Source organism: Erwinia persicina NBRC 102418 (assembly GCF_001571305.1).
In the GTDB taxonomy this organism is placed as follows: domain Bacteria; phylum Pseudomonadota; class Gammaproteobacteria; order Enterobacterales; family Enterobacteriaceae; genus Erwinia; species Erwinia persicina.
The window spans coordinates 97,469-121,325 of the sequence record NZ_BCTN01000007.1 but is presented as its reverse complement, the minus strand read 5'-3'; the positions used below and the strand labels follow the sequence as shown (position 1 = coordinate 121,325).

The window sequence follows — 23,857 nt, the reverse complement described above, 5'->3', positions numbered from 1 at the left end:
AATGGTGATTTTATTGATTTACCGCATGGAACTTAAGAGTGGAAAATCTTTCCCGCAGCCCCCCTCAGATAACGGTTGAACGTTTCAAGCAGAGCAACGCGGCGATAAACAGCGCCAGGGCGCCGATAATGATCGACATCCTCAACGGATCCGCGTGGCCGTGGAGCCATCCTGTCATCAGTGGCCCGCAAACCTGGCCGACACCATAGGTGAAGGTTACCAGCGCCATCAAATTGATACCGGAAGGAACCGGCAGTTTCTTCGCCAGCGGCATCACCAGCGCGGTGGTACCCATAAAAGTGAAGCCAAATCCGAGGCAGCAGAGGATCAGGAGTAAAGGTGAATGGCCATTCAGTGAGAGCAGTACGCAGATCGCCTGCAGGATCAGATTAAACATCAGGGAAAGCGTGATGCCAAATCGATATTCCATCAGCAGCCAGAAAAAACAGCCGGGAATAATGGCCAGCCCGACCAGCGACCAGAGGTGCTGAGAGATCGTGCTGTCTGAGAGCTGATGGGAGATGAGCGGCAGAAAGGTGGCGACAATAATATAGCCGAAGCCGGCCAGGCCATAAATAATGATCAGTTGCCACCAGCTCACCACGGCGCTTTTTCGCACCTGTGTCTGTTGTGACTCCGGCGTGAACGCAATGGCTTTGGGGGAAAGGATAACCAGCAGAATCAGCAGGACCAGGCCCACCAGGCCCGCACCGAACCAGAGATCATAAGAGGTTAAGTGGTGGCTGAGGCCCACATTCACACATTCATTGCCGAGTAAAATCCCGACGCCAACCCCTGAAAACAAGGACGCTGTCACCCGGTGATTATTGGTGTGGTGCAGGACCGTCACTGAACCAAAGATCATTAATGCCGCACTGGCCACCCCAGCCAGAAAGCGCACGGCCAGGGCAAGGCTAATCTGAGTGACCCCCCACATCGCGAAGAGCAGAACAACGGAGAGCGTCGCAAAAATAAACACCATATGTTGCGAATGGGGGCGGTGAAAACCGCTCCAAGAAAATACCAGGCTCCCCACCAGATATCCGGCATAGTTGGCACTCGCCAGCCATGCCAGTTGTGGGAACGTGAAAATATGCTCTCCCAACATGGCGGGTAACATCGGCGTGTAAAGGAAACGACTGAGTCCGACCCCCAGCGCAAGTAGTAATACGCCATAGAAAGCTATCCGGATATCTTTGCGCACAAGGGCTTTTTTGGTGTTATGCAACATACCTGCAATTCCCTGACCCATCATTGATGGCGAATAAATTAGCACGCAGATAAACGATAGCGAGGTAACGATAAGTGTGATTAGGGTTAGGCTTAATTAATACACTTTATTTGTTAATTTCAGCATTCCTTGTTTATCTTCCGCCTGACACGTGACTATCAGGACAGTGAAATAACGGTGAAGGCCGTCTGGTCTTTTTCCCGTCTGGCAATGTCGCCGATACTGATACCTGTTCACGGCAGGTGTGACCTGCCGTGCGTCGCGACAGGATTCAACAGGGATCTGCGGTCAGGATCTACCTCGTATCTACCTGGCGATATTAATGAATGGCTGCGGAGAAAAACATCACAGGGGATAACAGGGCGTAACTCGCCCTGCTGCCTTTCTGAACGCAGCGCTATTTTTTGCCGCTCATACGTGCGGTGGTGGTTGCATTCAACCCTGAGGAGTTACTACTATTGTCGGTTGCTGTGGAGCGAACCCCATTTCGCTCTGGTTACTCAGGGATACTGCCCGATGTCGTCCGTCGCTTATAACGAAAAACAGGTCATTCGCTGGCTCGGCTCGCGAACCGTTGCCCGTGCGCGCGATCTGGTCGCCAGCGTACAGAATGTTCAGTGGCAGAATAACCTGTTAACCGGGGAGGTTCCGGGCCGTAAAGCGGAACCGTTCAGCGTGATGGTGCATTTCAGCCGCCCGCAGGGCAGGCTGCTCGCCAGCGGTGAGTGCAGCTGCGCAGTGAAGAATAACTGTAAGCACGTTGCGGCACTGATGCTGGCTAATCTTCAGCCGCGCCAGCAGGACGTCACGGTGGTGCTGGACACGATCCGGGCGACGCCGGTGCCGGTGCTGCAGCTGCAGTCCCGGGCCAAATTTATCAGCGGCTACGGGCATTACGGCCACCGGCAAAAGCGTCTCGACTTTGCCTCCGTCAGCTTTGATTACGCCGGGGTTAGCGTGGATGCCGGTAGTCGTTCGGAGAGCTTCAGCGACCGTTCGGGACTGCGCTATCACGTTCAGCGTCATACCGAAGAGGAGCAGTCCTGGCTGGCTCAGATTGACTCGGCCGGGCTGAACGCCATTCCTGCCGGCCATATCTACACCCCCGCACCGTTGCCCCCGGCCATTTTTGCCCCGGCAACGCCGCCGCAGTGGCGCGACTTTATTAAAAAAGGCCTGCCGGCGCTGCGCAAACGCGGCTGGCGCATCAGCATGGATGATGATTTTACCTGGAATGTCTCCGAGGTGGATGCGATAGAAGGGCGTGCGATCCAGGGCGAGGATGGCTGGTTCGATCTGGAACTGGCGATGAAGATTGGCCGCCGTCGCGTGCGGCTGGAGCCGCTGCTGGCAAAGCTTTTCGAGCGTGACCGTCGCTGGACGTCCGGCAATCTCAGCCTGATCGCAGACGATGAACAGATTGAACTGCGTGATGATAAAAATCAGCGCCTGCTGTTCCGCGCCGCCCAGCTTAAGCCGCTGGTGGGCAATCTGATCGATCTGTTTGACACCGCGCAGCCGCTCAGGCTGGCGGCGTGGGACATCGGGCGGCTCAGTCAGTCGGACGATCGCAGCCGCTGGATTTTTGACGGTGATAATGCCGTTCACCAGCTGGCCGAACGGCTGAGTGGCAACAGCGGTATTCAGGCCATTGCTCCCCCTGCCGGATTGCAGGCGACCCTGCGTGATTATCAGCAGCAGGGGGTGAACTGGATGCAGTTCCTGCGTCAGCATCAGCTGGCGGGCGTACTGGCCGATGATATGGGGCTGGGAAAAACCATCCAGACGCTGGCGCATCTGCTGCTGGAAAAAGAGGCCGGGCGGCTGGATCGCCCGGCGTTGATCGTGGTGCCGACCACCCTGGTGCACAACTGGTGCTGTGAGGCCCGGCGCTTTGCGCCCGATCTGCGCGTGCTGGCCCTGACCGGGCCGCAGCGCAAAGATTTTTACGACCAGCTGGAGCAGTACGATGTGGTGATCACCACCTATTCGCTGCTGTGGCGCGATCAGCCTCAACTGGTGGCACACTTCTACCATCTGCTGATCCTTGATGAAGCGCAGTACGTGAAGAACAGCGCCTCGCGTGCCGCCTCGGTGATCCGCACCCTGAAGACGCGTCATCGCCTGTGCCTGACCGGAACGCCACTGGAAAACCATCTTGGCGAGCTGTGGTCACAGTTTGATTTTCTTCTGCCTGGCTTCCTGGGCAGCGAGCGCGACTTCACCCAGAACTGGCGTATTCCGGTCGAGCGCAACGGTGACAAAGTGCGGCGCGAGCTGCTGGCAAAACGCGTGCGGCCGTTTATGCTGCGCCGCCGCAAGCAGGAAGTTGCCAAAGAGCTGCCGCCGAAAAACACCATCGTCCGCAGCGTACCGCTGGAGGGCGCGCAGCGGGACCTGTACGACCAGGTGCGGGAAGCCATGCAGGATCGGGTGCAGTTGGCAGTGCAGCAGCAGGGGCCGGGGCGCAGCCATCTGCTGGTGCTGGACGCGTTGCTGAAATTACGGCAGATCTGCTGCGATCCGCGCCTGATGTCTGATCCGCGTGCCGAACGGGTCAAACAGTCCGCCAAGCTGGCGCTGCTGCGCGAGATGCTGCATGACCTGCTGGCAGAGGATCGGCGCATTCTGATCTTCTCCCAGTTCACCACCATGCTCGGCATTATTGCGGAAGAGTTACAGAAAGCACGTATTCCCTTCGTGATGCTGACCGGCAGTACGCGCGATCGCAATGAGCCCGTGCGCCGTTTTCAGGAGGGGGAAGTGCCGGTGTTTCTGATCAGCCTGAAAGCGGGCGGCGTCGGGCTGAACCTGACGGCGGCGGATACCGTGATCCACTACGATCCCTGGTGGAACCCGGCGGCAGAAAATCAGGCTACCGATCGTGCTTACCGGCTCGGGCAGGATAAACCGGTGTTTGTCTACAAGCTGATCGCCGCCAACACCATTGAAGAGAAGATCGTCGCCATGCAGCAGCAAAAAGCCGATCTGGCCGGTGAGATCCTGGATGATGAACTGAGCGAACCGGGCCAGTTCAGCCCGGACGATCTTACTGCGCTGTTTTCGTAACGGGGATATGGGCCAGCCGGAACAAACGCGCGGCCCCTACCGCAGGGTTTTCTGATACCACCACACTGCCTCCCAGGGACGCAGCATCACTTCACCCGGCGTGACGTGCGTATCGGCATAGTTGCTGATTAACACTTCCCAGTGGCCGCTGTAAGCCGGTGGATGCCAGACCTGCGTTTCACCACTGAAGTTGGTTGCCACCACCAGCGTTTCCCCCGCTATCCGGCGGCAGTAACACCACAGGCGCGGATGGTCAGGCAGCAGGTCAAGGTAGTCCCCGTGGGTCAGGATGGCGTAGTGTTTACGCAGCGCGATCAGCTTTTGATAGCAGTAAAAAACGGAGTCCGGGTCTGCCAGCGCGGCGGCCGCATTCACGGTGCTCACATTGTCGCCCATGCCAATCCACGGTGTGCCCTGGGTAAATCCGCCGTTCTCACTGTCGTCCCACTGCATCGGCGTGCGGCCGTTATCACGGGATTTACTGGCGAGGATCGCCAGCAGGTTATCGCTGTCGCGGCCCTGGGAACGCAGCTCCGCGTACATATTGTGACTTTCAATGTCGCGATAATCGATAATGCGGGTGAAGTGCGGGTTGGTCATTCCCAGCTCTTCCCCCTGGAAAATATAGGGGGTGCCCTGCATGCCGTGCAGGGCCAGGGCCAGCATCTTGGCAGATTCAACCCGGTAGTTAAACTCATCCCCCCAGCGTGAGACAACCCGTGGCTGGTCATGATTACACCAGAACAGCGCATTCCACGCCTGGTTGTGCATACCCTGCTGCCAGTGGGTAAATATCTCTTTCAGTGCAACCAGATTGAGCGGCGTCAGCGTCCACTTCTGGCCCTGATAAAAATCGACCTCCACATGATCGAAGCTGAACACCATCGACAGCTCTTCGCCACTCAGCGCCCCGTAGCGCTGGCAGTGCTCCAGGGTGGCGGAGGACATTTCGCCTACGGTCACCAGCTGACGCGGAATAAACACCTCGCGGCTCATCTCCTGCATAAACTCGTGAATACGCGGACCATCGGTGTACAGCCGCAGGCCGTCGCCCCCCGGATCATCGGCAAAATCCTGCTGCTTGGACACCAGGTTGATTACATCCAGGCGCAGGCCGTCAATGCCCCGGTCGGCCCAGAAATTGACCACCTGCTTCAGCTCGGCGCGGACGCTGTCATTTTCCCAGTTCAGTTCGGCCTGTTCCGGTGCCCACAGATGCATATAGTACTGGCTGCTTTCCGGATGCCAGCGCCAGGCGCTGCCGCCAAACTTGGACATCCAGTTATTCGGCAGTTGTCCGGGAGCCCCGTCGCGCCAGATATAGTAAGAACGATAGGGACTGTCGCGATCCAGCGCCTCATGGAACCAGTGATGCTGAGTGGACGTATGATTAAACACCATATCCAGAATAATGCGCATCCCGCGCCGGTGGGTTTCCTCCACCAGATTATCGAAATCATTGAGGGTGCCAAACTGCGGATCGATGGCGGTATAGTTCGCCACGTCATAGCCATTATCCACCTGCGGAGAGAGATAAAATGGCGTCAGCCAGATGGCATCAACGCCCAGCGTTTGCAGATAGTCCAGCCGCTGGATTACGCCGGGCAGATCGCCAGTACCGCTGCCGGTGGTGTCCTGAAAACTCTTGGGATAGATCTGATAAATTACGCCGTTCTGCCACCAGGGTGGAGTATTTGTCATTGCTGAATCCTGATATCCAGTGGGTTGCTGAGAGCGTTATTCCCTAAGATTAGCCACAGAGAGACAATTCCGCATAGTGTGTACCGATTTATGACATCATCGGGACGAAATGTCGCGCAAAGGTCGCTTTCCTGATGTGTAACTTGATGTGACAAGCGAATTATGTTTTAAGAGTGCATCACAAAAAAAGGATGCCCTTATATGCCATGGTCACTGCGCTGCCTGCTGCTTACCTGTTCCCTGATCCTGTCGTTTTCGGTAGCTGCCAGCCCGGCCCGCACGCTGCCGCTGATGCCGTGGCCGCAGCAGGTGGAGCAGCCGCAAGGTGAAGGGCGAGTGACGCTGACCACGCCGCTGGCGATCCAGGTACAGGGCGACAGCCTGCGCGAGGCGCTGCCGCGCTGGCAGAAACGGCTGGCACGACAGACGGGTAACCCGTCGTTGCCGACCTCAGCCAGTGCGACCTCATTACAGATCCGTATTGCGCATCCGGTGGCGGCGATCCCCCAGCCGGACAGCGATGAAAGCTATCAGCTGAAGGTCAGTACCGACGGGATCGTGCTTGAGGCAAAAACCCGTTTTGGCGCGATGCGCGGCATGGAAACGCTGCTGCAGCTGGTGCACAACGGTACCGTGCCGCTGATCACTATTAATGACTATCCGCGCTTTCCCTGGCGCGGCATCCTGATTGATTCCGCCCGCCACTTTCTCCCCATTGAGACCCTGAAACGTCAGATTGACGGTATCGCGGCGGCGAAAATGAACGTCTTTCACTGGCATCTGACCGATGACCAGGGCTGGCGCTTTGCGTCTGACCACTATCCCCAGTTACAGGAAAAAGCCAGCGACGGCCTGTGGTACAGCCAGCAGCAGATGCGCGAGATCGTCAGTTATGCGGCCAGCCGGGGGGTGCGCGTTGTGCCGGAGATTGACTTTCCCGGCCACGCCTCCGCGCTGGCGGTGGCGATGCCCGAGCTGATATCGGCACCGGGGCCGTACCAGATGGAGCGCGGCTGGGGAGTGTTCAAACCGCTGCTCGATCCGTCCAGTGAACAGGTTTATCAGTTTATTGATACGCTGGTGGGTGAAGTGGCGGCCATTTTCCCGGATCCGTACCTGCATATTGGTGGGGATGAGGTGGATGCCAGCCAGTGGAATGCCTCGGCGTCGATCCGGCAGTTTATGCAGCAGAAAGGGTTGAAGGACAGCCACGCGCTGCAGGCGTATTTTAATCAGCGTGTGGAGAAGATCCTGGAAACACACCAGCGGCGCATGGTTGGCTGGGACGAGATTGCTCACCCCGATCTGCCGCGCAGCATCCTGATCCAGTCCTGGCGCGGCCAGGATGCGCTGGGCGAAGCGGCAAAGAATAACTACCGCAGCATCCTCTCCACCGGTTTCTATCTTGATCAGGCGCAGCCTGCGGCTTTCCACTACCGTAACGAAGTCTGGCCGCAGGGGCTGAACGATGCCGACCGCGTCGTCGAAGGAGAGGTGGCACAGAGCTGGGCATTTACGCTGCCCCGACTGAAGGGCAACCCGCTGAAAGGCAGCGTGACGCTGATTGACGGGCGGGGGGGATGGCGTGGTTTTATCGACTTCGACGGACGCTCCCGCCGCATGGTACGTGAGATCCGCTGGCTCTCTCCCACCCAGTTTACCTTCCGCGTTGACAGCTGGATGGGAGAGCTGCGTCCGGTGCTGACTCTGGCCGGCGACACGATGAGCGGCTACTGGCGCATTGGTAACGTGCGTTATCCAACGGTAGGCAGCCGGCTGGCGCAGATCCCGGCGGGAATACGGCCCGCACTGCCGGATGACGCGCAGCTGCGGGCTAACCTGCTGGGCGGCGAGGCGGCGCTGTGGAGTGAAATCGTGGATGAGAACGTCATTGACGTGCGGCTGTGGCCCCGGGCATTTGTGGTGGCTGAACGGCTGTGGTCAGCTTCCGGCATCAATGACGAGCAGAACATGTATCAGCGCCTGGCGTCGGTAGACAGCTGGTCGGCGGTCTCGGTGGGGCTGCAGCAGCACGCGGAAACCCAGCTGCAGATGATGCGCCTGGCCAACAGCAGCGACACGGTTGCGCTGCAAATCTTTGCACAGGCACTGGAGCCGGCGCAGTTTTACACCCGCCAGCATCTGAAATATCAGGCCGGACATTACACTCAGGCAGAACCGCTCAACCGTCTGGCGGATGTGCTGCCCAGCGAGAGCAATAACGTTCGTGAACTGGATCGTCAGGTGGACGCGCTGATAGCCAACCGGGGTAACCGCCAGGCGGCGCTGGCCATCCGTCGTCAGCTGGAACAGTGGCGGCAGAATATTCCCCAGGTCGCTCCGGTGCTGGCACAAAGTCCGCAGCTGCGGGCGCTGATGCCGGTTGCCGAACAGGTTGAGGAGATCAGTCAGATGGGGCTTTCGCTGCTGGAAGCGATAGAAAAGGAGCGAACGTTCGGTGCACGCGAAGTGGCCAGGATGCATCAGCGCCTGGATCAGGCGGCGCTGACGCAGGATGAAGTGGTGATCGCGCTGGTCTATCCGATCGAGAAGCTGTTACGTTACGGGAAATAACCCGTCAGGGGCGATCGGCTGTCGCCCCTGACGGCCGCGCGCCGGTTAACGACGAAGGGCAATGGCCTCGATTTCAATCTTCACATCTTTTGGCAGACGCGCCACTTCCACGCACGAACGCGCCGGGAAGGCGGCCTGGTGTTCAGTGAAAAACGCTTCATAGGTGGCGTTTACCGTGGCGAAGTCGTTCAGATCCTTCACAAAAACCGTGGTCTTAACGATGTCACCCACCTTCAGCCCTGCGGCTTCCACAATGGCCTGCACGTTCTCCAGCGACTGGCGTGCCTGAGCGGCGATATCTTCTGCCACCGTGCCAGTTTTCGGATCAACCGGGATCTGGCCTGAAGTGATGATCATGCTGCCAAGATCGACACCCTGAACATAAGGGCCGATAGCCGCTGGCGCGTTTTCCGTACTGATTTCGCGAGACATAGTTTCTCCTGAATGTGTCTGATAAGAGGGGACAGCCCATCCTGCCCACCGGGGCGGCGAAATGCAAACGGCTTTAATCGTTTGCCATCACCACAGAGTGCGCGAACTCTTTCTCGCAGTATTTGCATTTCAGGTGCAGCTCATCCTGCCGCTGCTTCACCGCAAAGCTGGAAAACACAGGTTCCGTCCGGCTGATGCAGTTGCTGTTCGGGCAGGTAAGCACGCGGTCAATACGGTCCGGCAGCGTCGGGGCAATCTTCGCCACCACGTTGTAATCATCAATACGGTTGACGGTGGCGTGCGGGGCATAGACCGCCAGCTGGTTGATCTGGTCATCGGTCAGGAAGGTGTTTTCAATCTTGATCAGATCCTTACGCCCCAGCTCACCGGAGGGCAGGTTCAGACCAATGGTGATGCGCTGGTCGGTTTCCGTCAGGCGGAACAGGGACAGCAGCTTAAAACCCACCTGCGCCGGGATATGGTCAATCACCGTGCCGCGTTTGATCGCTTCAACCTGTAATTTATTATCTTGCGTCATGTGCTTATCCCCTTACAGAACCGGTTCGCTGTTCAGTACCAGCGCCAGAAGCGCCTGGCGTGCGTAGATGCCGTTACCTGCCTGCTGGAAATACCAGGCGTGCGGCGTGCGGTCAACGTCAGTGTCGATTTCGTCAATGCGCGGCAGCGGATGCAGCACTTTCATGTTCTCACGTGCGCCCGCGAGGTCGGCAGCGCGCAGAATAAACTGGGCTTTGACGTTGGCGTATTCCGACGGGTCGAGGCGCTCTTTCTGCACGCGGGTCATATACAGAATGTCCACCTGCGGCACCACTTCTTCAATGCTGTCGTGGCGCGTCCAGACAATGCCTTTTTCGTCGAGCATGTCGGTAATGTAGGCCGGCATCGCCAGCGCATCGGGGGCGATAAAGTAGAAGCGGTTGCCTTCAAACTTCGCCAGCGCCTGAGTCAGTGAATGGACGGTACGGCCATATTTCAGGTCACCGACCATCGCCACGCTGAGGTTATTCAGGCGGCCCTGGGTTTCCTGCAGGGTAAACAGATCAAGCAGCGTCTGGGTCGGGTGCTGGTTAGCGCCGTCGCCCGCGTTCAGCACCGGTACGCCGTTGGAAAACTCCGTGGCCAGGCGGGCAGCGCCCTCCTGCGGATGACGCATCACAATCGCGTCCACATAGGTGCCGATCACCGAGATGGTATCGGCCAGGGTTTCGCCTTTCTTGCCCAGCGACGTGTTACCGCCATCGGCAAAGCCGACCACCGACGCGCCCAGACGGTGCATCGCCGTTTCAAAAGAGAGGCGGGTACGGGTGGACGCTTCAAAGAAGCAGCTGGCAATCACGTTATGTTTCAGCAGCTCGGGCTGCGGGTTAGCTTTCAGGCTGGCTGCGGTACGCAATACCAGTTCCAGCTCATCGCGGTTGAGATCATTAATTGAGATGATGTGTTTTTGATACAGGGGGTTAGCCATTTCCACTCCTTGTGCTGGTCATCAATCCCGGTGCAGCGCGGTGGGGCGGCCTCAGGACGGCGACAGAGCAACGTTTCAGCATTGAAATGCGGGCAAAAAAAAGCCCCTCATTGAGGGGCTTTCTTAACGATCGGTCATGCCACGGAAGGAAAAACGGTGCTGCCCGCCTGTAGTACGGCGCGTCAGTACGGCTTGATTAATGCGGCTCAGTTTCATGCATCCTCCCGGCAAACGGGGTGCATTATACGCATTCACCCGGCGGCGGCAAGTGAAAAACGCAGCGACGTAATCGTTTGCCCGGCCTGATTTATCCCTGCTGCGCCAGCGTGGCCACCATCACGGCTTTAATGGTGTGCAGGCGGTTTTCTGCCTGATCGAACACCACGCTGTGCGGCGATTCAAACACCTCATCGGTCACTTCCATCCCGCCGTGGAGATCGTACTGCTGCGCCATTTGCTGGCCCAGCGTGGTCTGGTCGTCGTGGAAGGCGGGCAGGCAGTGCAGGAACTTCACCTGCGGGTTGCCGGTGGCCTGCAGCATGGCCATATTGACCTGGTAAGGGCGCAGCAACGCGATACGTTCCTGCCAGACTTCTTTCGGTTCACCCATCGACACCCAGACGTCGGTATAGATAAAGTCCGCGCCTTTCACGCCCTGCGCAATGTCTTCGGTCAGGGTGATCGTCGCCCCGGTTTTTTCAGCCACCTGGCGGCATTCGGCCACCAGCGCGGCATCCGGCCAGCAGCTTTTCGGCGCGACCAGACGCAGATCCAGACCGGTCAGCGCGGCGGCCTCCAGCAGGGTATTCCCCATATTGTTATGGGTATCGCCCACGTAGGCCAGCGTCATCTGGCTGAAGGCTTTTTCCGGCAGGTGCTCCTGCATGGTGAGCAGGTCAGCCAGCAGCTGGGTCGGGTGAAACTCATTGGTCAGCCCGTTCCACACCGGCACACCAGCATGTTCGGCCAGCGACTCAACCAGCGCCTGGCCGTGACCGCGATACTGAATGGCGTGATACATGCGGCCCAGCACGCGGGCGGTATCCTTCATCGACTCTTTATGGCCGATCTGGCTGCCGCTCGGGCCCAGATAGGTGACGTTTGCTCCCTGATCGTAAGCGGCAACTTCGAAAGAGCATCGGGTACGGGTCGAGTCTTTTTCGAAGATGAGCGCAATATTCTTCCCTTTCAGGTGCGGAGTCTCTTCGCCATTTTTCTTATCGGTCTTCAACGTGGACGCCAGCGCCAGCAAGCCGTTGATTTCAGCAGGGGTGAAATCGAGCAGCCTGAGGAAGTGACGTTGATATAACTGACTCATAAAGCACTCCAGGTAACGGATACCGTCATATTTCAAGCTGCCTGTGCGTTAGCGGCTCTCGTTCATCCGCATCGCTTACCGGAGTAAGTTCATCGTGATTCACGCGTTTGCTGCCGTCATGCAACTCGAATAATCGTGGTTATAGAATGAATTAAAATTCAATTTAACCGTATTAATATTCACTTTCAACCCCGCAGCGCAGAAACTTGCTTTTAAAGGTAGTGGCGCAGAGGGCACTGTGGGAAAATACGCGAAATAACGCCCTAATGAGGAAGAAATCATGGCTAACGAAGCATTACTGGAAGAGCAGCGTGAAGAAACGCGGCTGATTATTGAAGAACTGCTGGATGATGGCAGCGATCCGGACGCGCTGTACACCATCGAGCATCATTTTTCCTGTGACAGCTTCGATGCGCTGGAAAAAGCGGCCGTGGAAGCCTTCAAGCTGGGCTATGAAGTGACCGAGCCGGAAGAGCTGGATCTGGAAGACGGCACCAAAGTGATGTGCTGCGATATCCTCAGTGAAGGCGCCCTGAACGCCGAGCTGATCGACGCGCAGGTTGAGCAGCTGATCGACGTGGCCGCCAAATTCAACGTCGACTACGACGGCTGGGGCACCTACTTCGAAGATCCGGACGCGCAGGATGAAGACGACGAAGACGGTGAAGATGGCGAAGCCATCGACGGCGAAGATAACGGCATCCGTCACTAATCGCGCACTGGCCGGGGAGACCCGGCCACGATCCCCTTACCTCTGGTCTGACTGATGAACACCGAACACCTGCTTGCCCCTGTCCTGGAATTCCTTCACTGCCGTACGCCACAGGCCTGGATTGACGAAGCCCGTCAGCCGCAGCATCTGCCTCTCCTCCTGACCGACCATCTGGTGTGCGAACTGAAAGCCGCGCAGACCGCCATGTGGCTGATCCGTAAATATGTCGCGGATAAAGCCAGCGGCGATGCCTTACTGGCCTGGCTCAAGCCCTGGGAAAACTTTGTCCATAACGATCGGGCCGATCTGGCATTTCTTGAGCAGCATAAGGGCCTGTCGAAAACCATTATCAGCCGTGAAGAAGTGCCGTATGGCGATGAGCTGGTGGATAAGATGGTGCTGCTGATTAAAGAGGAGCTGCACCACTTTTACCAGGTGCTGGAGATTATGCAGGCGCGCGGTATTCCCTATATGCGTATTACCGCCAGCCGTTATGCAAAAGGGCTGCTGCGTGAGATTGCGACCTACGAACCGCAAACGCTGGTGGATAAGCTGATCTGCGGCGCCTATATCGAGGCGCGATCCTGCGAGCGCTTTGCCAGCCTGGCACCGTATCTGGACGACGAACTGGCGGCGTTTTATGTTTCGCTGCTGCGCTCTGAAGCGCGTCACTATCAGGATTATCTGGCGCTGGCGGCAAGGATTTCACCGACCGATATCAGCGCGCGGGTGCGTAAAATCGGAGAAACGGAGGCGCGGCTGATTAATGAACCGGACAGCCAGCTGCGGTTCCACAGCGGCGTGCCGGTTTTAGCCTGACGGCTGGCCCCAGAAAAGGGGCCGGAAAAAGTCACCCCGGCCTTTCAGCCCGCGGTGATTACAGCGTCTTCAGCATGGTGACTTCGCAGTCTACGTGGCCGGTTGACCCCATTGGCCCGTTGATATGCACGAAGCCCAGGTGCTCATACAGACGGATAGCGCGCGTCAGCGAAGCGGTAGTTTCCAGATAGCAGCGTTTAAATCCCTGCTCGCGGGCGAAGTCCATCGCCTGAATGGCCAGGCGGCGCGCCAGGCCCAGACCGCGCACCGACGGCATAAAATACATTTTCTGCAGTTCACAGACGTCGGCTTCACTGCACGCCAGCGGAGCGATACCGCCGCCGCCCACCACTTTCCCTTCCACTTCGACCACCCAGAACGCACAGCGCTCTGCGCTGTAGACCTCGTAGAGATGGTCAAGGTTCGGGTCAGAGACGGTATAGCCTTTGTCTGCCGTCAGGCCAAATTCTGCCGATACCACGCGGATCACCGCAGCGATATGCGGATTGTCAGCGGGAACGATCGGGCGCACGCGCAGGGAGGTCTGTAATGCGGTTGTCATACATTTCGCTCATGGTCGGTCGGTTGCAGGTAGTGTAATAACACTGCCGGCGAACAGATGCAATGGCGACACGCGGACCCGCACTGGTCTTATCATCTTTCTAAATGATAATTATTTATTGTCGGGTTTCTGGCGCCATGCTTAAATAGCCCAGCTATTTATTACGCTTTTTATTTTCTGCAATGCAGAAGACTATTTCTATTTTCAGGAAGAAAAACAAATGGAAAACAATACCTCGAATCAGCAACGCCATGCGGTGCTGTTCCACGGGCGTTCTGGTGAATATTTTTCTATCTGGCTGGTCAATGTACTGCTGACCCTGGTTACGTTAGGTATTTATTCTGCCTGGGCAACCGTCCGTCGCCGTCGCTATTTCTTTGGTAACACTGAAATTGCGGGTGACCGTTTTGATTATCATGCCCGTCCTGTCGATATTCTCAAAGGCCGTATTATCGTCTTTGTGGGGATGGTGCTGTTCTTTATCCTCTCCTCCGCAATGCCGGCTATTTCTCTGGTTTTCCTGCTGGCGTTCTGTGCTCTGATCCCGTGGATTATCATCCGCAGCTGGCGCTATAACGCGCTGATGAGCAGCTTCCGTGGCGTGCGGTTTAACTACCTGTGCCGCGTGGGCCGTGCTTACTGGACAATGTATCTGTGTCCGGTGCTGCTGATTGTCGCTCTCTATGCGGTCATGGCGTTGATTGGTATGGTGGCTATCAACACCGGCAGTATGAGCGTCTCGTTGATCCTCGGCATTGTGGGTTTTGTGGCGTTCCTGGCCGGTCTGGCAGCGGTGCAGGGCATCGTGGCTGCACTGAACCACGATCTCTATATCAACAACATGTCCTACGGTTCGCTGCCTTTTAAAGCTGAACTGAGTAAAAAAGCCTTCATCAAAATGGTGCTGATCAGCTTCCTGATTATGCTGCCTTTCCTGATTGTCGCAGGAATGTTGATTGGGACATTATTTGTTTCGATCTTTTATTCCATTGCCATGGGCATGACCGATCCTGAGATGCTGAACTCATTGATGGCGGGGAATATGTTAAATATCTTCCTGACCTTCCTGGTATTACTGTTTGGTGCTTTAGTTTCCTCTGCTTATTTAGTGGTTGCCCAGCGTAATTACGTGTTTGGTCAGACTAAACTTGGTGAAAAACTCCGCCTTAAGTCAACTATGTCTACCGGTTCGTTCCTTGGCCTGACGCTGACCAATACCCTGATTGTGATTTTCACACTGGGTCTGGGCACGCCGATTGCCGAAGTCCGTCTGGCACGCTATATGGCCAACAGTACGGCGCTGGAAGGGGATATTTCTCTGCTGGACGTGCAGGCGCATAACGATAGTGCCGGTACGGCCGTGGCTGAGGAAGTGGCTGCCGCTTTCGATCTGAACGTTGGCATCTGACTTGCAGCTGAACGGTTATTATCAGTACCCCGGACGGGCAGCTCGCGAGGCTGCCCGTCTCACATTGTCGGAACAGCATCTGACGCTGGAGCAGGGCAGCCACCGGCAGCTGGTGATGATGAAGGATGTGGCGGTGTCTGATGCGCTGGGCACCATCCCGCTGACCCTGACCTTCCCGGACGGCGGTCGCTTTGTGCCGGAGGATGACAGGGCGTTTCGCCAGTGGTGGCAGCAGCGTCATCGTCCGGGCCTCGTGCACCGGCTGGAGCAGCATCGCCGCGGCGTGCTGCTGACCCTGCTGGGCACGCTGGCGGCGATTGCCTGCTGGATCTGGGTGATCCTGCCAGTGACCAGTCAGGTACTGGCGCAGCATATTCCTTCCTACGTTGAGCGGCAGATTGGCCAGCAAACCTTTACCCTGCTGCAGAACACCGGGTTCACCGCCGGACGGCTGACGCCTGCACAGCAGCAGCGCATCAACCGGCTGTTCCGCGACACGGTTCCTGCGGAGATGAAAGAGGACCCGACGCCGCTGCGGCTGAAGATCATGCATTTCGACGGCGGGGCGAATGCCTTTATGCTGGCGGACGGTACGCTGATCGTCAGTGACGACCTGGTGCGCATGGCCCGAAGTGATGACGCGATCGCGGCGGTGATGCTGCACGAGATGGGCCACCACCAGCATCGTCACGTGATGCGGATGCTGGTGCGCTCGTCGCTGGTATCGCTGAGTTACCTCTGGCTGACCGGGGACGTCAGCGGCATCGGGGATACGCTGCTGCAGTCGGCGGCCTTTATCGACCAGATGCAGTATTCCCGCAGCATGGAGCGTGAAGCGGATGACTTCGCCATTGCGCAGATGAAAGCTCAGGGACGGTCGCTGGCGGCGATGGCAGAGATTTACGGTCAGCTTGAGCAGTCAGCGAAAAAGCAGGGCGGGAATAGCGACCTGCCGGAATGGATGAGTACCCACCCGGATATGCCGGCCAGGATCAAAGCCGTTCAGGCGGCAGAATAATGCCATAAAAAAGGGGCCAGGCATGCCTGGCCCCTGCGGGGAAGGGTGCTGCAGGGATGGGCAAGCCCATCCCGTTACCCTTACAGCGCGGCGATCACCGCCTGCTGCTCAATCAGCTTGATCTTCGCCTGTTCAAAGTCAGCCAGACGCTCACGCTCTTTAGCCACGACGGCTTCCGGTGCGCGCGCCACAAAGCCTTCGTTGCCCAGCTTGGTGGTGATTTTTTCCATCTCCACGTCCAGCTTCAGTACTTCCTTCGCCAGACGCTCCAGCTCAGCAGCTTTATCCACCAGGTCAGCCATCGGGATCAGCAGCTCGGCACCGTCTACCAGTTTGGTGACGGATACCGGGCCTTTCTCACCCGCGGGCAGCAGTTCCAGCGTTTCCAGGCGCGCCAGGGTTTTCAGGAAGTTATGGTTGTCGTTCACACGACGAACCACATCGGCGCTGGCCCCGCGCAGCATCACGTCCAGCGGTTTAGCCGGAGAGATATTCATCTCGTTGCGGATATTACGCACCGCGACGATAGCCTGCTTCATCCATTCGGTATCGGTCATCGCCGCCGCATCGACGCGGCTTTCGCTGAACTCTGGCATCGGCTGCAGCATGATGGTGTCGTCGCTGATGTTTTTCAGCGCTTTCACCTGCTGCCAGATGGTTTCGGTAATAAACGGAATAATCGGGTGCGCCAGGCGCAGCAACGCTTCCAGTACCGTCACCAGCGTATTACGCGTGCCGCGCAGCTGGGCTTCGGAACCGCCGTTCATCACCGGCTTGGCCAGCTCCAGATACCAGTCGCAGAACTGGTTCCAGGTGAACTCATACAGGATGTTCGCGGCGATATCGAAGCGGTAGCTGTCCAGCGCAGCCCGGTAGGATTTCACCGTTTCGTTGAATTCCGCGAGGATCCAGCGGTCCGCCAGCGACAGTTCCAGCTCGCCACCGTTGAAGCCGCAGTCGTGCTCAGCGGTGTTCATCAGCACAAAGCGACTGGCGTTCCACAGCTTATTACAGAAATTGCGGTACCCTTCCAGGCGCTTCATATCCCAGTTGATGTCGCGGCCGGTAGAGGCCAGCGCCGCCAGGGTGAAACGCAGGGCATCGGTGCCGTGGGGTTCAATCCCGTTCGGGAACTGCTTCTCGGTGCGCTTGCGGATTTTCTCCGCCAGCTGCGGCTGCATCATGTTACCGGTACGTTTTTCCAGCAGATCTTCCAGCGAGATCCCGTCGACCATATCCAGTGGATCGATGACGTTACCCTTCGACTTGGACATTTTCTGCCCTTCATCGTCGCGGATCAGGCCGGTCATATAAACGGTTTTAAACGGAACCTGCGGCTTGCCGTCTTCGTCTTTGATGAAGTGCATGGTCAGCATGATCATGCGGGCAATCCAGAAGAAGATGATGTCGAAGCCGCTGACCAGCACGCTGGTCGGGTGGAAGGTGCGCAGCGCCTCGGTATTCTCTGGCCAGCCAAGGGTGGAGAAGGTCCACAGCCCGGAAGAGAACCAGGTATCCAGCACGTCTTCGTCCTGGGTCAGCACCACGTCGGCCGCGATGTTGTTTTCCGCACGCGCTTCGGCTTCGTTACGCGCCACGTAGACGTTGCCTTCGGCATCATACCAGGCCGGAATACGGTGGCCCCACCACAGCTGGCGGGAGATGCACCAGTCCTGAATATCACGCATCCAGGAGAAGTACATGTTTTCATACTGCTTCGGCACGAACTGGATCTCACCCTGTTCCACCGCTTCCACTGCCACTTTCGCCAGCGGGGCGGTACGCACGTACCACTGGTCGGTCAGCATCGGTTCGATCACCACGCCACCGCGATCGCCGTACGGCACGGTCAGGTCGTGAGGTTTGATCTCATCCAGCAGGCCGAGGGCATCAATCGCAGCGACAATGGCTTTACGCGCGGCAAAGCGCTCAAGCTTCTGGAATTCAGCCGGGATGGTCGGGTCACAGGCGTCAGACTCTTCGCCGTTGGTATCGTAAACCTGTGCGGTTTCACGGATATCACCGTCGAAAGTCAGAATGTTGATCATCGGCAGCTTGTGGCGACGGCCCACTTCGTAGTCGTTGAAGTCGTGCGCCGGGGTGATTTTCACGCAGCCGGTGCCTTTCTCCATGTCGGCATGTTCGTCCCCGACAATCGGAATACGGCGACCGACCAGCGGCAGCACGAGGAACTTACCAATCAGATCTTTGTAACGCGGATCTTCCGGGTTCACCGCCACGCCGGTATCCCCGAGCACGGTTTCCGGACGGGTGGTGGCGACCACCAGATACGCTTTCCCGTCGGCGGTTTTCACGCCGTCGGCCAGCGGATAGCGGATATGCCACATGGAGCCTTTCGACTCGCGGTTTTCCACTTCCAGGTCAGAGATGGCGGTACGCAGTTTCGGATCCCAGTTCACCAGGCGTTTGCCACGGTAAATCAGGTTCTCTTTGTGCAGGCGAACGAACACCTCTTTCACTGCGTTAGACAGGCCTTCATCCATGGTGAAGCGCTCGCGCTCCCAGTCCACGGAGTTACCCAGACGGCGCATCTGGCGGGTAATGGTGCCGCCGGATTCTGCTTTCCACTGCCAGATTTTTTCGATAAAGGCATCACGGCCGTAATCTTTACGGGTTTTACCCTCTTCGGCGGCGATTTTGCGCTCGACCACCATCTGCGTGGCGATGCCTGCATGGTCTGTACCCGCCTGCCACAGGGTATTTTTCCCCTGCATACGTTGGTAGCGGATCATGGTGTCCATGATGGTCTGCTGGAAGGCGTGACCCATGTGCAAGCTACCGGTGACGTTCGGCGGCGGGATCATGATGCAGAAGCTTTCCTGGCTTGTGTCGCCATGGGGTTTAAAGTAGCCCTGTTGTTCCCAGTGCTCGTAAAGCGGCTGCTCGATATCTTGCGGGTTATATGTCTTTTCCATGTCTGCTATGTCTTAGGCAAAGGTGGCGTTGCCGTATTCAAGTGGAATCCAACGCTGCGATAGGCTTTATAGCGGTCGCGCGCCAGCTGTTTCAAAGATGGTTCATAGGGGACGAAGTCTACCACTTCATAGAAAGCGGTGGCAAAATCTGCAAACTGCGGCAGCAGGCTGATCAGCAGGTCGCGCGGCGCGTTGCCGCGGCGCTGAGGCCAGGCCAGTTCAACCGGCGCACCGTATTTCGGGCCCTCACCGGCGAGGTTATGCGGCACGAAGGCGTTCGCCGGTCGTTGCCACAGCGCTTCATCCAGCCGGATAGCCTGCGCTTCGTCTTCACAGGCTATCAGCACGCGTTTTCCGTCACGCCAGCGGGCCTCGGCCAGATCGCACACCAGCGCTTCCAGCGCGCTCAGCCCGTCAACCGGGGTGTCGGTTTCCAGCAGATAGAAAGTGGCGTTTTTCATGCATTCTGGCCTGATTAAAATAAACGGCAGGGGCGGATCGGTGATCCGCCCCTGAGGAACCTGGGGGCGACCTGCGGCCGCCCGCCGGTTTAATCGTCGCCGTTCAGGCCCGCACGGTTGAGCAGGAACTGCGACAGCAGGGCAACGGGACGACCGGTTGCTCCTTTCGCTTTACCTGAGCGCCAGGCAGTGCCTGCCACATCGAGGTGGGCCCAGTTGTACTTACGCGTAAAGCGCGCCAGGAAGCAGGCGGCAGTGATGGCCCCACCGGGACGACCACCAATGTTTGCCATATCGGCAAAATTGGAGTCCAGCTGCTCCTGATACTCATCGGCCATCGGCAGACGCCAGGCGCGATCGCCCGCCTGCTCGGAAGCGCCAATCAGCTCATGCGCCAGCGGATTGTGGTTCGACAGCAGGCCGCTGATATGGTGGCCCAGCGCAATCACGCAGGCTCCGGTCAGCGTGGCCACGTCGATCACCACATCCGGATCGAAGCGCTCAACGTAGGTCAGGGCATCGCACAGCACCAGGCGACCTTCCGCATCGGTGTTGAGCACCTCAACGGTCTGGCCGGACATGGTGGTCAGCACGTCGCCCGGACGGTAAGCGCGACCGCCCGGCATGTTTTCACAGCCGGCCAGGATGCCCACCACGTTCAGCGGCAGCCCCAGTTCCGCGACCATGCGCATCACGCCATACACCGAGGCGGCGCCGCACATATCGTACTTCATTTCGTCCATCGCTTCGCCCGGCTTGAGCGAGATGCCGCCGGTATCAAAGGTCACGCCTTTGCCGACCAGCACGATAGGACGCGCTTCTTTATCCGGATTACCTTTGTACTCAATCACCGACATCAGCGATTCATTCTGCGAACCGGCCCCGACGGCGAGATAGGCGTTCATTCCCAGCTCTTTCATCTGCTGTTCGCCGATGACGCGGGTGGTGATATTCGCCCAGGTATCCGCCAGCTGACGCGCCTGGGAGGCCAGGTACGCAGCATTACAGATGTTCGGCGGCATATTGCCGAGGTCTTTCGCCGCCTTCACGCCGGCGGCAACCGCCAGCCCGTGCTGAATGGCACGTTCGCCGCTGGTCAGCTCACGGCGCGTCGGCACATTAAACACCAGTTTACGCAGCGGACGGCGCGGTTCGACTTTGTTGCTTTTCAACTGGTCGAAGCTGTACAGCGTCTCTTTCGACGTTTCCACCGCCTGGCGTACTTTCCAGTAAGTGTTGCGGCCTTTAACGTGCAGCTCGGTCAGGAAGCACACGGCTTCCATCGATCCGGTGTCATTAAGCGTGTTAATGGTCTTCTGAATAACCTGCTTGTACTGACGCTCATCCAGCTCACGTTCCTTGCCACAGCCTATCAGCAGGATACGCTCAGAGAGAATGTTCGGCACATGATGCAGCAGCAGGGTCTGGCCGACTTTTCCTTCCAGTTCACCACGGCGCAGCAGGGCGCTGATGTATCCATCGCTGATTTTATCCAGCTGTTCAGCAATCGGTGACAACCGGCGCGGTTCAAACACGCCCACCACGATACAGGCACTGCGTTGTTTTTCCGGGCTACCGCTTTTTACACTGAACTCCATGCACTCTCCTGAATCTTAAAGACAACGGCGCTTGCTGCGGCTAGAATGTACCGCTTCCGTAACGTATAGCGCTGGCGCATTACGTCGTTGTCAGATTGGGTTTTGGTGAAGATTGTTATTTTTTTCATCACCAGAACGCGATTGTTGTCATAAAATTTATACTTGAAGTCTGACGAGTATAACGATGACCAGGGCCATTGATGAGAATAAATGGCGTATAAGCGATGAAACTAGCGATTTTCCTGCAAAAAGACAAGTTTTCACAGGCGTATTCAGCGTGATCATTATTAGATATCTGGTTCGGGAAATGCTCAAAAGCCAGCTGGCTATCCTGTTCATCCTGCTGCTGATCTTCTTTTGCCAGAAGTTAGTCAGGATACTGGGAGCCGCGGTGGATGGCGAAATTCCAACAAATTTAGTCCTGACATTACTGGGTCTTGGCGTGTCCGAGATGGCGCAGCTGATCCTGCCGTTAAGCCTCTTTTTAGCCATTCTGATGACGCTTGGCCGGTTATACACCGAGAGTGAGATCACCGTCATGCATGCCTGCGGTCTGGGCAAAAGCGTGCTGGTGAAGGCGGCGATGATCCTGATGCTGTTCACCGCGCTGGTGGCGGCGGTCAACGTCGGCCTGCTGGGGCCCTGGTCATCGCGTTATCAAAGCGAAGTGATGCAGAACGCCAAGGCGAACCCGGGGGCAGCTGCGCTGGCAGCCGGTCAGTTCCAGCAGTCCGGCGACGGTAAATCTGTGCTGTTTATTGAAAACGTGAAGGGCAACACCTTCGGCAACGTTTTCCTCGCGCAGCTGCAGCCGAAAGGCAATGCCCGCCCGTCCGTGGTCGTGGCTGACCACGGCAATATGGAGCAGCGTCGCGACGGTTCACAGGTGGTAACCCTGGACAACGGCACGCGCTTCGAAGGTACCGCGCTGCTGCGTGACTTCCGCATTACCGATTTCAAAAACTATCAGGCGATTGTGGGTCATCAGGAAGCGACGCTGGATCCGAACGACTCTGAACAGATGAGCTTCGGCGAGCTGTGGTCGTCGGATAAACCTGATTTCCGCAGCGAGCTGCACTGGCGACTGACGCTGATCTTCTCGGTGCTGATTATGGCGCTGATGGTGGTGCCGCTCAGTGTGGTTAACCCGCGTCAGGGCCGCGTGCTGTCGATGCTGCCGGCGATGCTGCTCTACCTGATATTTTTCCTGTTGCAGAGTTCGCTGCGCTCCAGCGGCAACAAAGGCCGACTCGACCCAGCTGTGTGGATGTGGGGCGTTAACCTCGCCTATCTGGCCCTGGCCGTACTGCTGAATGCGTGGGATACGGTGCCAATGCGCCGGCTGCGCGCGCGCTTCACTCGCGGAGGATCGGTCTGATGTTTGGCGTTCTTGACAGATATATCGGTAAAACGATTTTTAACACCATTATGGCGACGCTGTTTATGCTCGTGTCGCTCTCCGGCATCATCAAGTTTGTCGACCAGCTGCGTAAAACCGGGCAGGGCGAGTACACCGTGCTGGGTGCCGGTTTGTATACCGTGCTCAGCGTGCCGAAAGATATTGAGATCTTCTTCCCGATGGCGGCCCTGCTCGGGGCGCTGCTGGGCCTGGGGATGCTGGCCCAGCGCAGTGAGCTGGTGGTCATGCAGGCTTCCGGCTTTACGCGTATGCAGATTGCCGCCTCGGTGATGAAAACCGCCATTCCGCTGGTGCTGCTGACCATGGCGATTGGCGAGTTCGTCGCTCCGCAGGGGGAGCAGATGGCGCGTAACTACCGTGCGCAGCAGCTGGTGGGCGGTTCACTGCTCTCCACGCAGAGCGGGCTGTGGGCGAAAGACGGCGATAACTTTATCTTTATTGAGCGCATTCGCGGCGACAACCAGCTGGCGGGCATCAGTATTTACAGCTTTAACAAAGAGCGCCGGCTGCAGACGGTACGCTATGCGGCCTCTGCGGAGTACAACGCGGATAAAAAACTGTGGGAACTGGCGCAGGTGGATCAGTCTGACCTGACAGATCCGCAGCAGATTAAAGGCAGCCAGACGCTGACCGGCGAATGGAACACCACCCTGACGCCGGACAAACTGGGCGTGGTGGCGCTGGATCCGACGGCGCTGTCGATTACCGGGCTGTATAACTACGCGAAGTACCTGAAGCAGAGCGGGCAGGTTTCCGGCCGCTATGAGCTGAACATGTGGAGCAAGATCTTCCAGCCGCTGTCGGTGGCGGTAATGATGCTGATGGCGCTGTCGTTTATCTTTGGCCCGCTGCGCAGCGTGTCGATGGGGATGCGCGTGGTGACCGGCATCAGCTTCGGCTTCCTGTTCTACGTGCTGGATCAGATCTTCGGTCCGCTGAGCCTGGTGTATAACATTCCACCGGTTCTGGGTGCGCTGCTGCCGAGTGCGGCGTTCTTTGCCATCAGCGTGTTTATGCTGCTGAAGCGGCGGTAATCAGGACGCGACGCTTTATCGCACGGGCGGGCCTTTTGTTTCGGTCCGCCCGTAGCGTTCCTCTGGCTCTGGCCGTCA

General features: G+C 57.7%; 18 protein-coding genes. 8 read left to right on the top strand and 10 right to left on the bottom strand.

Features of this window, described 5'->3' with window-relative positions:
- Positions 1-64: 64 nt before the first annotated feature.
- Positions 65-1,231, bottom strand: a complete 1,167-nt coding sequence (locus EPE01S_RS09715; protein WP_062744437.1) for a YbfB/YjiJ family MFS transporter — start codon at positions 1,229-1,231, stop codon at positions 65-67.
- A 516-nt stretch (positions 1,232-1,747) separates the two neighbouring features.
- Here EPE01S_RS09715 and EPE01S_RS09710 point away from each other — a divergent pair.
- A complete protein-coding gene (locus EPE01S_RS09710) occupies positions 1,748-4,300 on the top strand; it encodes a DEAD/DEAH box helicase (RefSeq protein WP_062744436.1) in 2,553 nt (850 codons plus the stop codon).
- A gap of 36 nt (positions 4,301-4,336) precedes the next feature.
- Here the strand turns inward: EPE01S_RS09710 and treC are convergent, their stop codons facing one another.
- Positions 4,337-6,001 (bottom strand): alpha,alpha-phosphotrehalase, encoded by a 1,665-nt coding sequence (treC, locus tag EPE01S_RS09705; protein WP_062744435.1) that lies wholly within the window; start codon positions 5,999-6,001, stop codon positions 4,337-4,339.
- A 201-nt stretch (positions 6,002-6,202) separates the two neighbouring features.
- Here treC and EPE01S_RS09700 point away from each other — a divergent pair, with 201 nt between their 5' ends.
- The gene (locus EPE01S_RS09700; protein ID WP_062744434.1) at positions 6,203-8,575 is read left to right on the top strand and encodes a beta-N-acetylhexosaminidase; all 2,373 of its coding nucleotides are present in this window, start codon (positions 6,203-6,205) and stop codon (positions 8,573-8,575) included.
- A gap of 45 nt (positions 8,576-8,620) precedes the next feature.
- On the opposite strand, the gene ridA is transcribed toward EPE01S_RS09700, so the two are convergent.
- From ridA to argF, 4 genes are all read right to left on the bottom strand, one after another.
- A complete protein-coding gene (ridA, locus tag EPE01S_RS09695) occupies positions 8,621-9,007 on the bottom strand; it encodes a 2-iminobutanoate/2-iminopropanoate deaminase (protein WP_062744433.1) in 387 nt (128 codons plus the stop codon).
- A gap of 73 nt (positions 9,008-9,080) precedes the next feature.
- The gene (gene pyrI / locus EPE01S_RS09690; RefSeq protein ID WP_062744432.1) at positions 9,081-9,545 is read right to left on the bottom strand and encodes an aspartate carbamoyltransferase regulatory subunit; all 465 of its coding nucleotides are present in this window, start codon (positions 9,543-9,545) and stop codon (positions 9,081-9,083) included.
- A 12-nt stretch (positions 9,546-9,557) separates the two neighbouring features.
- A complete protein-coding gene (gene pyrB / locus EPE01S_RS09685) occupies positions 9,558-10,493 on the bottom strand; it encodes an aspartate carbamoyltransferase (RefSeq protein ID WP_062744431.1) in 936 nt (311 codons plus the stop codon).
- 307 nt (positions 10,494-10,800) lie between these two features.
- Positions 10,801-11,811, bottom strand: coding sequence for an ornithine carbamoyltransferase (argF, locus tag EPE01S_RS09680; protein ID WP_062744430.1), 1,011 nt, complete (start codon positions 11,809-11,811; stop codon positions 10,801-10,803).
- 280 nt (positions 11,812-12,091) lie between these two features.
- On the opposite strand from argF, the gene rraB reads away from it, so the two are divergent.
- Together rraB and miaE are read left to right on the top strand one after the other, a co-directional pair.
- The gene (gene rraB, locus EPE01S_RS09675; protein WP_062744429.1) at positions 12,092-12,523 is read left to right on the top strand and encodes a ribonuclease E inhibitor RraB; all 432 of its coding nucleotides are present in this window, start codon (positions 12,092-12,094) and stop codon (positions 12,521-12,523) included.
- 54 nt (positions 12,524-12,577) lie between these two features.
- On the top strand, positions 12,578-13,342 hold the full coding sequence (miaE, locus tag EPE01S_RS09670) for a tRNA isopentenyl-2-thiomethyl-A-37 hydroxylase MiaE (protein WP_062744428.1): 765 nt from the start codon (positions 12,578-12,580) through the stop codon (positions 13,340-13,342).
- A 58-nt stretch (positions 13,343-13,400) separates the two neighbouring features.
- Here the strand turns inward: miaE and EPE01S_RS09665 are convergent, their stop codons facing one another.
- Positions 13,401-13,904 (bottom strand): GNAT family N-acetyltransferase, encoded by a 504-nt coding sequence (locus tag EPE01S_RS09665; RefSeq protein ID WP_062744427.1) that lies wholly within the window; start codon positions 13,902-13,904, stop codon positions 13,401-13,403.
- A gap of 220 nt (positions 13,905-14,124) precedes the next feature.
- Between EPE01S_RS09665 and EPE01S_RS09660 the strand changes: the two genes are divergently transcribed.
- Positions 14,125-15,312 (top strand): YjgN family protein, encoded by a 1,188-nt coding sequence (locus tag EPE01S_RS09660; protein ID WP_062744426.1) that lies wholly within the window; start codon positions 14,125-14,127, stop codon positions 15,310-15,312.
- Position 15,313: 1 nt separating this feature from the next.
- Positions 15,314-16,330 carry a M48 family metallopeptidase gene (locus tag EPE01S_RS09655; protein ID WP_062744535.1) on the top strand — a complete coding sequence of 339 codons (1,017 nt, stop codon included), beginning with the start codon at positions 15,314-15,316 and terminating at the stop codon, positions 16,328-16,330.
- An 80-nt stretch (positions 16,331-16,410) separates the two neighbouring features.
- Here EPE01S_RS09655 and EPE01S_RS09650 read toward each other — a convergent pair whose 3' ends face one another.
- The 3 genes from EPE01S_RS09650 to pepA all read right to left on the bottom strand — a co-directional run bounded on the left by EPE01S_RS09650 (position 16,411) and on the right by pepA (position 21,325).
- Entirely contained in the window at positions 16,411-19,266 is a 2,856-nt protein-coding gene (locus EPE01S_RS09650; RefSeq protein WP_062744425.1) for a valine--tRNA ligase, read from the bottom strand.
- A 5-nt stretch (positions 19,267-19,271) separates the two neighbouring features.
- Positions 19,272-19,727, bottom strand: coding sequence for a DNA polymerase III subunit chi (locus tag EPE01S_RS09645; protein ID WP_062744424.1), 456 nt, complete (start codon positions 19,725-19,727; stop codon positions 19,272-19,274).
- A gap of 89 nt (positions 19,728-19,816) precedes the next feature.
- Positions 19,817-21,325 carry a leucyl aminopeptidase gene (gene pepA, locus EPE01S_RS09640; protein ID WP_062744423.1) on the bottom strand — a complete coding sequence of 503 codons (1,509 nt, stop codon included), beginning with the start codon at positions 21,323-21,325 and terminating at the stop codon, positions 19,817-19,819.
- A 277-nt stretch (positions 21,326-21,602) separates the two neighbouring features.
- Here pepA and lptF point away from each other — a divergent pair, with 277 nt between their 5' ends.
- Positions 21,603-22,703, top strand: a complete 1,101-nt coding sequence (gene lptF / locus EPE01S_RS09635) for an LPS export ABC transporter permease LptF (protein ID WP_062744534.1) — start codon at positions 21,603-21,605, stop codon at positions 22,701-22,703.
- Positions 22,703-23,779 carry an LPS export ABC transporter permease LptG gene (gene lptG / locus EPE01S_RS09630; protein WP_062744422.1) on the top strand — a complete coding sequence of 359 codons (1,077 nt, stop codon included), beginning with the start codon at positions 22,703-22,705 and terminating at the stop codon, positions 23,777-23,779. The genes lptF and lptG overlap by 1 nt, the downstream gene beginning before the upstream one ends.
- Positions 23,780-23,857 lie beyond the last annotated feature (78 nt).